Here is an 11659-nt window from a genome sequence, read left to right as displayed (position 1 = left end):
GTTCGCGGAGTCACGCGGGAGCGGGGCCCTGGGGCTCGTTCGCCTTGCCGCGCAGCGCCTTGTACGCGAACCGGTAGGCGGCGACCAGCGCGATCCCGGCGGCCAGGCCGATACCCAGGGCCAGCGGGAAGTTCAGGACGCCGTCGCTGGAGGCGCCCCCGGCGAAGACGAGCGGGGCGAACACGAGCACGAAGCCGTAGCCGATCGCCGTCAGGAGGCTGGGCGGCGCGCCCGGGGCCTCCCGCTCGTTGATCGTGCGGCCGAACCACATCGCCGCGATGCCGACGACGACGAGGGCGACCGGCCACGAGTACATGACCGGGACGCCGAGGAACGCGAGTCCGAAGCCGAGGAACACGGCCGCGAAGAAGTGGAGGACGGTGATGATTCTCGCCATGAGCGGCGCCTTTCGAGCAGGGGTGGGACTCCCCCGAATCTACTCAGGAGCACCGACGGGACCGCCCCGCGGGCCGCTAGGCGGACGCGGCGGCCTTGCGGCGCAGGGCGGCCTCGGTGCGGGCGGAGATGTCGCCGCACGCCTCGCAGACCGAGTCGGGGATGAGCCCGGCGCGGATGAGGAGCGCGAACATCTTGCAGCCCAGGCAGAACCCGAACGCCGACTCCAGGGTGGCGGCCACGGCCAGCGCGGCCAGGACGATCCACCCGGCGAGGTCGGCGTCGAAGACGAGGAGCAGCAGCGCCGAGGCGACCGAGAAGACGACGCCGATGCCCTGCGCGAAGCGCTTGGGCGGGCCGGGGACCGGCTTCGCCGCGAACGGCAGGCGGGGCGTGAGCACGCGGGTCACGAACTGGCCCAGGACGCTCAGGGTCGGGCCGGTGGCGACGCGGGCGATGAAGCCGAGGGCGATGACGACCACGAGCCACTCGGCCTGGAGGGCGAGGGCGGCGGCGCTCATGAGGACGACGCCGGCGGCGACGAGGCGGGCGGCGACCTCGTTGACCGGGTTCGGGAAGCGGAAGAGTTCGGGCATGGATCACTCCGTCGGTGTCAGCACGGGCAGCCTGCGAATCCTACATCTTCGCTAGGAAATCTCCCAAAGGCCGTCCGCGATCCGGGACGGGGTCACCGGACCGCCGCGGGGCTGGGCGCGTCGGCGAGGCCGGGCAGGCGGGGGCGCCGGCGCAGGCCGCCCAGGAGCACGCCGCCGACGACGAGGAGGCCGCCGAGGATCTCGGGGACCGTGGCGGTCTCGCCGAGGATGAGCCAGGCGGCGGTCATGCCGGTGACGGGCACGAGCATCGAGAACGGGGCCACGACGCCGGCGGGGTGGCGGGACATGAGCCAGGTCCACAGGCCCGAGCCGAGGATCGTGCCGATGACGACGGTGTAGGCCAGGCCGATCACGGCGCCGAGGGCGCCGGGGTCGGTCCAGGAGGCGAGCGAGTCGAGGATGCGGTCGGGGCCCTCGACGCCGAGGGCGAGCGCGAGCATCGGCAGGGGCGGGACGGTCGACATCCACAGCGTCAGGCGGAGCGGGTCGGCGGCGCGGGCCTGGCGGTTGCAGATGTTCCCGATCGCCCAGCCGAGGGCGCCGGCGAGGGTGAGCAGGAACGGGATGACGCTGGCGTGCTCGGCGCGCTGCCAGCCGACGACGGCGAGGCCGCCGAGGGCGACGAGGACGCCGATGAGCTGGGGGCCGGTCACGCGCTCGCGCAGGAGCGTCGCGCCCAGGAGCATCGTGAACGGCCCGGAGGCCTGGAGGACGAGCGAGGCGAGCCCGGCGGGCATGCCGGCGGCCATGCCCCAGTACAGGAACAGGAACTGGAGGGTGCCGAAGCCGAGTCCGTAGCCGATGAGCCAGCGCAGCGGCACGTCGGGGCGCTTGACGAGGAGCAGGGTGGGGATCGCCAGGAGCGCGAAGCGGAGGGCGACGAGGAACATGGGCGGGAAGTGCTGGAGGGAGGCGTCGATGGCGATGAAGTTCAGGCCCCACATGACGGCGACGGCCATGGCGAGCAGTACGTGGCGAACGGGCATGCGTCCATGATCGGCGCCGCGGCTGTGAAGCACAAATGAAAACTGCTTAAGGCACTGTGTAGCATCGCTTCATGGACGTGCGTCACCTGGAGTTGCTGCGCGAACTGGCCCTGCGGGGCTCCGTCACCGAGGTGGCGCGCGCCACGCACCGGACGCCGTCGGCGGTCTCGCAGCAGCTGAAGGCCGCCCAGCGCGAGTTCGGCATGGTGCTGGCCGAGCCGTCGGGTCGCGGGCTGCGGCTGACCGAGGCGGGGCGGCTGCTGGCCGGGGGCGGCGCGGAAGTCGCGGCCGCGGTCGAGCGGGTGCGGGCCCGGTGGGACGCCTTCCGCGGCGAGCCGTCGGGGACGGTGACGGTCGCGATGCTGCCGAGCGCGGGGGCGTTCCTGCTGCCGGAGGTGCTGCGGGAGCTGGAGGGCACCGCGATCGAGCTGGCGTGCAGCGACATCGACATCGCCGAGGCGGAGTTCGCGGCGCTCGCGGCCGACAACGACATCGTCGTGGCGCACAGCTTCACGGGGGTGCGCCCGGAGGGGACGGCGGCACTGCGGGCGGTGCCGCTGGCGCGCGAGCCGCTCGACGTGGCGTTGGCCCCGGACCATCCGCTGGCGGCGCGGTCGGCCGTGCGCACCGCCGACCTCGTCGACTGCGAGTGGATCGGGGTGCCGAAGGGCTACCCGTTCGACTCGGTGCTCATCTCGATCGAGCAGGCCACCGGGGTCTCACTGCGGGTGTCGCAGCGGATCAGGGACAACCGGCTGGTGGAGTCGCTGGTGGCCGGGAGCCGGCGGGTGGCGGTGCTGCCGCGGTTCACCACGCCGACGGGCGCGGGCCTGGTGCTGCGCGAGATCGAGGACATCCCGACCCGCCGCCACGTGACGGCGATCCTGCGGACCGACCGCGCGGAGCGGCTGGCGGTCGCGCGGGTCCTGGAGGCGTTCCGCCGGGCGGGCGCGCTCGTGGAGGCGCGCTTCGGCTAAGGGGTGCGGTCCGGGTCATCCGGTGGCTCGCACGGCGGAAGACGGCCGCCGTCCGGCCATGCCGCCCGCTCGCCGCTTCGTCGGTCCTACAACCGGGAAGGCCGGGCTGCTGGCGCAGCGACTAGGAGCCGTCGCCGGGTCCCGGTGGCATGACCGCCGCGACGAGGCTGTCCTGGAGCATGTTGAGCCAGGAGTAGACGATGACCGTGGGGACGCGCTCGTCGTCGGGCGGCAGGTCGTAGAGCTTGTCGGCGTCCTCCTCGGTGGCGATCTCCAGCCGCACGGCCAGCGCGAGGCGCAGGTCGTTCAGGGCGCCGAGCCAGCGCCGGCAGTCCTCGGCGTCGAGGCTGAGGACGCCGCCGCCGGGGCCGAGGGCGTCGACGTCGGCGATGAGGGCGCGGGCGTCGTCGCGCTTGCGGGCGCGCAGGTCGTCCTCGGTGAAGCGGCGGAACTCAGCGGAGCGCTCGCGGGCGTCGTCGGCGTCGTCGTAGGCGTCGGGGAGCAGCCGGGCGAGGACGGGGTCGGCGGGCGGCTCGGTCGGGCCGGGCGCGAAGATCGCGGCGACGGGGTCCTCGACGGGCTCGCCGCGGGTGGCGAGGAGGTCGAGAAGCTGGTCGGCGAGGCCGCGGAGGATGCTCGCCTCGGCCTGGCCGAGGCGGACGGCGGCGCCGCCGGGGAACGGTTCGAAGCCCTCCATCAGCGGTCCTGCCTCAGGGTGGCCCACAGGCCGTAGCCGTGCATGGCGTGGACGTCGCGCTCCATCTCCTCGCGGCTGCCGCTGGAGACGACGGCGCGGCCCTTGTGGTGGACGTCGAGCATGAGCTTCTCGGCCATGGCCTCGGTGTACCCGAAGTAGGTGCGGAAGACGTACGACACGTAGCTCATGAGGTTGACCGGGTCGTTGTGCACGATCGTCGTCCACGGCACGTCGGGCGAGGCGGCCTCGCCGGTCGCGGTGTCGGCCGTCTCGGCCGGGGCCCCGGCGCCCCCCAGTCGCGGCAGGATGATCACTCCCCAATGCTGCCATCGGGACGCGGCCCGCGCCGGGCGGGTGGGGCCGGGGGTGACCTAGGGTTTCGGCGGGGCCGCGCACGCCGGCCCCGCGGAGTGGAGGACGCCGTGATCGCACTCGTGCTCGCCCTGGGCAGCTCGCTGGCCTACGGCTGCGCCGACTTCCTGGGCGGTCTCGGCGCGCGCCGGGCGCACGTGCTGCGGACCGTGGTGATCGCGGCCCCGGCGAGCCTGGTCGTGGAGCTGGCGGTGTGGCCGTTCCTGGGGGCCTCGTTCACCGCCGGGAGCGTGGCGTGGGGCGCGGCCTCGGGCGCGGCCTCGGCGGCGGCGTTCCTGCTGCTGTACCGGACGCTGGCGATCGGTCCGATGAACGTCCTGTCGCCGGTGACGGCGCTCGTCTCGGCGGTCCTGCCGGTCGCGGTCGGCCTGGTGCAGGGCGAACGGCTCGGGGCGGCCGGGCTCGCCGGGCTGCCGCTCGCGCTCGCGGCGGTGGTGCTGGTGAGCGCCGGGCCGGGGGCGCGGTCCTCGCGGCCCTCGGCGACGGCGCTGCTGCTCGCGTTCGGCGCGGGGGCCGCGATCGCGCTGCAACTGGTGTTCCTCCACGAGGCGCCCGCCCACAGCGGCGTCGCGCCGCTCATCGTCGGCCGCGCGGTCGCCTCGGCCCTGACGCTCGCAGCCGCGCTCGCACTGCACCGGCGGCTGGGCCCGGAGCGGCCCGCGTACGCGCTCTCGGCGGCGGCCGGGGCCCTCGACTCGCTCGCGAACCTGCTGTTCCTCCTGGCCGCCCGCGGGGGCGACCTCGCCGTCGTCGCCGTCATCGTGGCGCTGTACCCGGCCGCGACGGTGCTGCTGGCCCGGCGGGTCCTCGCGGAGCGGTTGCAGCGCAGCCAACTCGCCGGGCTCGGCGTCGCCGCGGTCGCGGTGTGCCTGCTCGCGGTGGCGTGAATCCGCCGCAGTGCGGTTGAGCCGGTCCGCATCGGGTACCGCGTACACATGCGAGGTTCGAATGCGCTCCGGATCCTGTGCTGGCACGCGGACGGCGCGTGGATGGAGTCCTTCATCCAAGGGCGCCATGTCTACCTGCTGCCCAAGGAGCCCGAGGGCGGACCGTACGGGCTGGGCCGGGCCGGGCGGCCCTGGCCCCGGCACGTCGTCGACGTACCCGCGGAAGCCTTGCGGGACACCGAGGTCGACGTGGTGGTCCTCCAGCGCCCGGAGGAGCTCGCGCTCGCCGAGCGGTGGCTCGGGCGGAAGCCGGGCCGCGACGTCCCCGCCGTCTACGTCGAGCACGGCGCCCCGCCCGGCAGGCCCGCCACCAGCCGCCACCCCCTCGCCGACCGCGACGACATCCCCGTCGTCCACACCAGCGACTTCAACCGGCTCATGTGGGACTGCGGACTCGCACCCACCACAGTGGTCGAACACGGGGCCGCGGACCCGGGCCGGCGGTTCACCGGGGAGCTGCCGCACGCCGTGGCCGTCGTCGACGAGCCGTTCGGGCGCGACGCCGGCACCGACCTCCTCGACGCGCTCCGGGCCGCCGCGCCCATCGACCTGTTCGGCTCCGGCGCCGAGGAGATCCGCTCCTGGCCCGACGGGCGCGGCCACGCGCTCACCGGGAACCCCCCGATCCCCTTGGAGGAGCTGCACACCGCGATGGCCCGCCGCCGCGCCTACGTCCACCCCTCCCGCTGGACCTCCCCCGGGCCGGCGCTCGTCGAGGCGATGCTCCTGGGCCTGCCGGTCGTGGCGGTCGCGACCGGCCCCGCCGCGACCCTCCCGCCGGCGGTCGGCGCCGTCTCCTGCGATCTCGGCGCGCTCGCCGCGCGCCTGGCCGCCCTCACCGCCGACCGCGACCTCGCGGCCGAGGCCGGGGCCGCCGCCCGCGCGCACGCGCTCGCCCACCACGGACTCGATGACTTCCTGAACCGCTGGGACGTGCTGCTGGAGCGCGCCGTGACCTAGGAGGAGACGCGATATGGATTCGGCAGGATCCGACACCTACGAGACGACCGACGGGACGGTGCTGGCGCTGCGGGCGCTCGGCATAGGCGACCTGCTCACCGCCGTCCCGGCGCTGCGGGCCTTGCGGAAGGCGTTCCCGCACAAGCGGATCGTCCTGGCCGCACCCGAGCGGCTGCGGCCGCTGGCCGACCTGGTCGAGGCGGTCGACCTCCTCCACCCCACCCCCGGCGTCGGCGGGCTCGACTGGCACGGCGACGCCCCCGACCTCGCCGTCAACCTCCACGGGAAGGGCCCCGGCAGCGCCTACGACCTGCTCGGCACCGGCCCCGACGAGCTCATCACGCACCGCCACCCCGACCTCCCCGGCGTCACCGGCCCCGCCTGGAGGCCCGAGCTCCACGAGATCGACCGCTGGTGCCGGCTCCTGGAGCAGCGCGGCCTCAGCGCCGACCCCACCGACCTGCTGCTGGCCCCGCCGCCGCGCCCGACCCCGCACGCGGGCACCGTCGTCGTCCACCCGGGCGCGCGGGAGCCGGCGAACCGGTGGCCGGCCGACCGCTTCGCGCGCGTCGCCCGCGCCCTCCAGGACGACGGCCAGGAGATCACCATCACCGGGGACCACAGCGAGATCGCGCTCGCGCGGTCGGTCGCGGCGGCCGCCGGCATCGCGCCGTGGCGGGTCATGGCCGGGCGCACGAACCTCGAGGAGCTCGCCGCGATCGTCGCCTCCGCGCGGCTCGTCCTGTGCGGCGACACCGGAGTGGCGCACCTGGCGACCGCGTTCGGCACGCCCTCAGTCGTCCTGTTCGGACCGATGCCGCCGACGCTGTGGGGCCCGCCGCCGTGGCGGCGGCGCCACCGGGCCCTGTGGGCCGGGCGGCGCGGCGACCCGCACGCGGACAAGCCCGACCCGGGCCTGCTCGAACTCGACTGGGAAGAGGTGCTGGCCCGGTCGCGCGAGACGCTCGCGGTCGCCGAGCGGAAGCTGCGGTAGACGAGGAGAGGCCGCCGGTCCGGATCCCCCCTGGCGCCGGACCGGCGGCCTCTGTCCCCTCGTGAAAGCCTCAGGAAAAAGCCCCGTGCAGCCTTGCTGAAGTTCGGCTACCCGGGCCCCGGCGGACTATGCACGATCGGCGGGGATTTTCTGTGCGCTATTGCGCCGCAGCCTGTTCGGCGTGGAATCGGAACCGGTCGGCGATCGGCGTGCGCACCCGGGCGAGCCCGTCCGGGCGCTCCTGGAGCTCCCACAGGCCCATCGTGAGGCGGTGCGCCTCCCGCGGCTCCACCGAATGCCGGTAGGTCCACTCGTACATGTCGAACAGCGGCCACCAGGTGTACCCGACGACGTCGGTGCCGGCCTCGCGCAGCGCGTGCAGGGCCGCGACCGACTCGTCGAGCCAGGCCAGGCGGGCCTCGACCGGGCCGGTCACGCACGTCTCGGTGAGCATCACCGGCGCGCCGTACCGGGCGGCGGCCTCGCGCAGCAGCTCGACCATGCCGGCGGTGCCGTCGTCCTGGACCGGGCGCGGGTCGGGGAACCCGCCGGAGTGGAACACGCCCGCCTCGAACACCTCGGTCGAGTGCAGCGGGTAGTAGTTGACGCCCACCACGTCCGGGCGCACCGGCGCCTCGGCGAACCACGCGAAGTCCGCGTCGGTCCAGCCGTGGCGGCGCAGGAACGGCGCCAGCGCGTGGTCCTCGCCGACCTTCCCGGTGACCAGGTCCTCCACGAGGAAGACCTGCTCCTTCAGGCGGGCCGCGTGCTCGCGGTGCTCGGGCGCGTCGGTGTCGCCGGTGAAGCGCATCCCGGCGTCCACGTGGACGAACACGGCGCCGTCGAGGACGTCGCCGATGGCGCGCTGGGCGAGGACGAAGCCGCGCCCGAGCTGGCCGACCATGGCGGCCAGGCCCTCGGGGCCGGATAGGTACGGGGGCCAGTAGGCGTACTCCCCCGAGAACAGGGCGTGGATCATCGGCTCGTTCACCGGCGTGTAGTCGGCGACCCCCAGGTGCGCGTAGCGCTCGGCAACGGCCGCGGAGTACTCGGCGACGTGCTTGGGGTAGTCGGGGTGCGCGAACTCCCCCTCCATCCACAGCGGCGTGCCGTAGTGCATGAGGTCGACGACGGGGCGCAGCCCGAGTTCGGCGAAGCGGTCCATGACGCGGTCGAGCCAGGTCCAGTCCCAGCGTCCGCGCGCGGGCTCGATCCGGTGCCAGGGCACGCCCCAGCGCACCAGCTCGGCTCCGGCGTCGGCGGCCAGCGCGAGGTCGGCGTGCCACCGGTCGTAGTGCTCGGTGAGCGCGTACTCGTCGATCGCGCGCTCGCCGGGCCTCGACTGCGGCACGAAGGTGTCCTCGACGCCGACCGCGAAGTGGAGCCTGCCGTCGCGGTGCCATGGGTGGGAGGTCATTTGAGTCCTGTCGTTGCGATGTTCTCGATGAAGCGGCGCTGGATGAGGAGGAACGCGATGACGAGCGGCAGGATCGCGATGAGCGAGCCGGCCATCATCACGCCGTGGGGGACGATGCCGCCGGGCCCGGTGAGGAGGGTCAGGCCGGAGGTGATGGTGCCCATGTCCGCGTCGGTGGTGAACACCAGCGGCCACAGCAGGTCGTTCCAGTTGTTGACGAAGGTGAAGAGCCCGAGGGTGAGCAGGGCCGGGACGGCGTTGGGGAGGACGACCGACCGGAAGACCCGGAACTCGGAGGCGCCGTCGATGCGGGCGGCCGCGTCGACGTCGCGCGGGAGCGAGAGGAAGAACTGGCGCAGGAAGAAGATCCCGAAGGCGTCGGCGGCGCGGGGCGCGATGAGCCCGGCGTAGGTGTTGACCCAGCCGAGGTCGGCGACGAGCTGGTACAACGGGATGAGGGTGGCCTGGAACGGGATCATGAGGGTGGCGATGATCGCGACGAGGAGGACCTTGCGCCCGGCGAAGTCGATGCGGGCCAGGGCGTAGGCGGCGAGCGAGTCGAAGACGAGCGCGAACGCGGTGACGCCGCCGGCGAACAGGAAGCTGTTGGCGACCAGGCGCGCGAACGGGAGCTCGGCGGTGACCTCCTTGACGTTGTCGAGGGTCCAGGCGTCGGGCAGGAGGCTCGGCGGGTAGGCGTTGACCTCGGCGACGGGTTTGAACGCGGTGAGGACGATGATCGCGATGGGCAGCAGGACGACGGCGCTGACGAGGACGAGCGCGATCACCGCGAGGACGGTGCCGGGGCGGAGGCCGCGCGGGCGAGAGCGGCGGGCGGGGGCGCTCATGAGGTCAGGTCCTTTTCCTTGCGGCCGAAGAACAGGAATTGCACGAGGCTGAGCAGCAGGGTCGCGATGAGCAGTACGTACGACAGCGCCGAGGCGAACCCGATGTCGAGCTTGCGGAAGCCGGACTCGTAGATCTCCATGACGAGGGTCTGGGTGTGGCCGTAGGGGCCGCCGCCGGTCATGACGTAGATCTGGTCGAAGGCCTGGAGGGCGGCGATCATCGCGAAGATGAGCACGAACGCCATGGTGTTGGACAGCATGGGGAGCGTGACGTTGCGGAAGCGGGACCACGGTCCGGCGCCGTCCATGCGGGCGGCCTCGTAGAGCGAGGAGGGGATGTCCTGGAGGCCGGCCAGGAAGATCACGAAGTAGAAGCCGAAGAGCTTCCAGACGGCGACGAGGGCGACGGCCGGCATGGCGAGCTCGGGGTCCTCGAGGACGTTGCCGAGCTGGAGGCCGAGGCCGCGGAGCCAGTGGTTGAGGAGGCCGACCTGGGGGTCGATGAGGTAGCTCCAGGCGAAGGCGGCCACGGCGAAGGAGACGACGAACGGCACGAACAGCGCGGTCCGGAAGAAGGACCGGAAGGGCATGTGCGGGCTGTTGAGCAGCAGGGCCAGGGCCAGGGCCGCGATGACGGCGGTGGGCGTGAACAGGACGGTGTACCAGAGGGTGTTCAGGACGGCGTCGCGGATGTCGGGGTCGGTGAAGACCGTGACGTAGTTGTCGAGGCCGATGAACTCCTCGCGGCCGAACCCGCTCGCGTCCATGAAGGACAGGCGCAGGGCGGCGACCATGGGCCAGGCGGTGAACAGGCCGATGACGAGGAGCGCGGGCGCGAGGAAGGCCCAGGCCCTCGCGTTGCGGCCCGCGGGGCTGCCGGTGGCGCGGCGGCGCCCGCCGAGCGGCGCCGGCGGCCGGTACCGGCGGGAGGTCGGATTCGTGGTGGTCATGGCTTCCTCTTCCAGGCGGTCGGGCGGCGGGGCGGGGCGGGGGCGCCGAGGGGCGGCGCCCCCGCCGGCCCGTCATTCGTCGAGCGCTTCCTGGACCTTGGTCTGGGCCTCGGCCAGGAGGGCGTCGATGTCGCCGCCGGCGACGGCCTGCTGGGTGAGTTCGTCGACCGCGCCGAGCACGTCGGTGCTGTTGACGACGCCGGGCAGGAGCGGCTGGCCGGTGCCGGCGATCTCGGTGAGCGAGGCGACGACCGGGTTCTCGGCGACGGCGTCGGCCGGGATGTCGGTGCGCAGCGGCGGCCAGCCCGAGCCGAGCGACCAGGCGACGGAGTTGTCCTCGTTCAGGAAGAAGGAGAAGAACTCCTCGGCGGCGGCCTGCTCGTCGCGCGAGGTGTCGACGGTGACGGCCATGGAGACGCCGATCGCGGAGGCGGCCTGCGCGGCCGGGCCGGCCGGGAGCGCGGCGATGCCGTAGTCGATGCCGTTCTCGGTGGCGATGGAGGCCATCCAGGGCCCGCCGACGGTCATCGCGGCCTTGCCGCCGCTGAAGAGCTCGTCGGCGCCGATGCCGTCGACGCCGGTGGGCGAGATCCGGTCGGCGGCGATGGCCTGGGTCCAGTATTCGAGGGTCGCGGCGTTCTCGGGCGAGTCGATGACGGCGGTGCCGCCGTCGACGACGGCGCCGCCGCCCGCGGCGAACAGGGACGGCCACAGGCCGTTGGCGACGGTGGCGTGGTCGGGCAGGACCACGCCGTACTGCTCGGGCGTGCCGTCGCCGTCCTCGTCGACCGTCAGCTGCCGGGAGACGGCGACCCACTCGTCCCAGGTCTGCGGGAACGCGGTGACGCCGGCGGCGTCGAACAGGGCCTGGTTGTAGTAGACGGCCAGCGGCACGAAGCCGGTGGGCACGCCGTACTTGGCGCCCTCGACCTCGACCATCTCGACGGCGCCGGGGTTGAGGTTCGCGGTGTTGCTCGCCTCGTCGGCGTAGAAGTCGTCGAGTTCGGCGAAGGCGCCGCGGGAGGCGTAGACCGGGAGGCGCTCGGCGGGCATCGCGACGATGTCGGGCCCCTCGCCGGCCGACAGGGCCGTCAGGAGGGTGTCGTCGATGCTGGCCCAGGTCTTGAGCTCGGTGGTGATCTCGACGTCGTCGTGGGCGGCGTTGAAGTCGTCGACGATGCCCTGGAGGACGTCGCCGTCGGCCTCGGTGTAGCCGTGCCAGAAGGTGAGCTCGACGGGGCCGCCGTCGTCGCCCGCGGAGCAGCCGGTCGCGGTGACGGCGAGCGCCGCGCCGACGGCTCCCGCGAGGATTCGCTTGCGTGTCATTTCGGAGTTCCCTCTCAAAGCGAGACTGCGCTGTCTGCGCGTCGTCCAACGCCGAGTCCGAGACCTTCGTTCTACAACGTTGTAACTTCTGGATCGTAAGGACGCGGGCGGCCCGCTGTCAACGCCCCCGGGCCGCGCGGCGCAGTTCTTTCCCGTTTCGTGATCAAGCGGT

Annotated in this window: 13 protein-coding genes; 4 read left to right on the top strand and 9 right to left on the bottom strand. The window is 73.5% G+C overall.

What is annotated here, in order from left to right; all coding sequences use genetic code 11:
- Positions 1 to 10: 10 nt before the first annotated feature.
- The 3 genes from EIW28_RS15290 to EIW28_RS15280 form a co-directional block, all read right to left on the bottom strand.
- Positions 11 to 397, bottom strand: coding sequence for a hypothetical protein (locus tag EIW28_RS15290; RefSeq protein ID WP_125248584.1), 387 nt, complete (start codon positions 395 to 397; stop codon positions 11 to 13).
- Positions 398 to 473: 76 nt separating this feature from the next.
- Positions 474 to 992 (bottom strand): DUF4395 domain-containing protein, encoded by a 519-nt coding sequence (locus EIW28_RS15285; RefSeq protein WP_125248583.1) that lies wholly within the window; start codon positions 990 to 992, stop codon positions 474 to 476.
- 92 nt (positions 993 to 1084) lie between these two features.
- Entirely contained in the window at positions 1085 to 1999 is a 915-nt protein-coding gene (locus EIW28_RS15280; RefSeq protein WP_125248582.1) for an EamA family transporter, read from the bottom strand.
- A gap of 71 nt (positions 2000 to 2070) precedes the next feature.
- Between EIW28_RS15280 and EIW28_RS15275 the strand changes: the two genes are divergently transcribed.
- Positions 2071 to 2976 (top strand): LysR family transcriptional regulator, encoded by a 906-nt coding sequence (locus EIW28_RS15275; RefSeq protein ID WP_125248581.1) that lies wholly within the window; start codon positions 2071 to 2073, stop codon positions 2974 to 2976.
- A gap of 121 nt (positions 2977 to 3097) precedes the next feature.
- Here the strand turns inward: EIW28_RS15275 and EIW28_RS15270 are convergent, their stop codons facing one another.
- Both EIW28_RS15270 and clpS read right to left on the bottom strand, forming a co-directional pair.
- On the bottom strand, positions 3098 to 3673 hold the full coding sequence (locus tag EIW28_RS15270) for a DUF2017 domain-containing protein (RefSeq protein ID WP_125248580.1): 576 nt from the start codon (positions 3671 to 3673) through the stop codon (positions 3098 to 3100).
- Positions 3673 to 3969 (bottom strand): ATP-dependent Clp protease adapter ClpS, encoded by a 297-nt coding sequence (gene clpS / locus EIW28_RS24700; protein ID WP_408612223.1) that lies wholly within the window; start codon positions 3967 to 3969, stop codon positions 3673 to 3675. Before clpS ends, EIW28_RS15270 begins: the two co-directional genes overlap by 1 nt.
- 126 nt (positions 3970 to 4095) lie before the next feature.
- Between clpS and EIW28_RS15260 the strand changes: the two genes are divergently transcribed.
- The 3 genes from EIW28_RS15260 to EIW28_RS15250 are packed head-to-tail and all read left to right on the top strand — an operon-like array spanning position 4096 to position 6946.
- Positions 4096 to 4932, top strand: a complete 837-nt coding sequence (locus tag EIW28_RS15260) for an EamA family transporter (protein ID WP_125248579.1) — start codon at positions 4096 to 4098, stop codon at positions 4930 to 4932.
- 48 nt (positions 4933 to 4980) lie between these two features.
- Positions 4981 to 5952 (top strand): glycosyltransferase family protein, encoded by a 972-nt coding sequence (locus EIW28_RS15255; protein WP_125248578.1) that lies wholly within the window; start codon positions 4981 to 4983, stop codon positions 5950 to 5952.
- A gap of 13 nt (positions 5953 to 5965) precedes the next feature.
- The gene (locus EIW28_RS15250) at positions 5966 to 6946 is read left to right on the top strand and encodes a glycosyltransferase family 9 protein (RefSeq protein WP_125248577.1); all 981 of its coding nucleotides are present in this window, start codon (positions 5966 to 5968) and stop codon (positions 6944 to 6946) included.
- 157 nt (positions 6947 to 7103) lie between these two features.
- Here the strand turns inward: EIW28_RS15250 and EIW28_RS15245 are convergent, their stop codons facing one another.
- The 4 genes from EIW28_RS15245 to EIW28_RS15230 form a co-directional block, all read right to left on the bottom strand.
- Positions 7104 to 8363, bottom strand: coding sequence for a family 1 glycosylhydrolase (locus EIW28_RS15245; protein ID WP_125248576.1), 1260 nt, complete (start codon positions 8361 to 8363; stop codon positions 7104 to 7106).
- On the bottom strand, positions 8360 to 9211 hold the full coding sequence (locus EIW28_RS15240) for a carbohydrate ABC transporter permease (protein WP_125248575.1): 852 nt from the start codon (positions 9209 to 9211) through the stop codon (positions 8360 to 8362). Before EIW28_RS15240 ends, EIW28_RS15245 begins: the two co-directional genes overlap by 4 nt.
- Positions 9208 to 10161: a carbohydrate ABC transporter permease gene (locus EIW28_RS15235; RefSeq protein ID WP_125248574.1), complete on the bottom strand. Its 954-nt coding sequence runs from the start codon at positions 10159 to 10161 to the stop codon at positions 9208 to 9210. Before EIW28_RS15235 ends, EIW28_RS15240 begins: the two co-directional genes overlap by 4 nt.
- A 72-nt stretch (positions 10162 to 10233) precedes the next feature.
- On the bottom strand, positions 10234 to 11487 hold the full coding sequence (locus EIW28_RS15230) for an ABC transporter substrate-binding protein (RefSeq protein ID WP_125248573.1): 1254 nt from the start codon (positions 11485 to 11487) through the stop codon (positions 10234 to 10236).
- Between the last annotated feature and the right edge of the window lie 172 nt (positions 11488 to 11659).

It is taken from the genome of Glycomyces terrestris (genome assembly GCF_003933745.1).
In the GTDB taxonomy this organism is placed as follows: Bacteria; Actinomycetota; Actinomycetes; order Mycobacteriales; family Micromonosporaceae; genus Glycomyces; species Glycomyces terrestris.
Note: the sequence above shows the minus strand (reverse complement) of the source record. Positions and strands in the feature narration are given on the sequence as shown.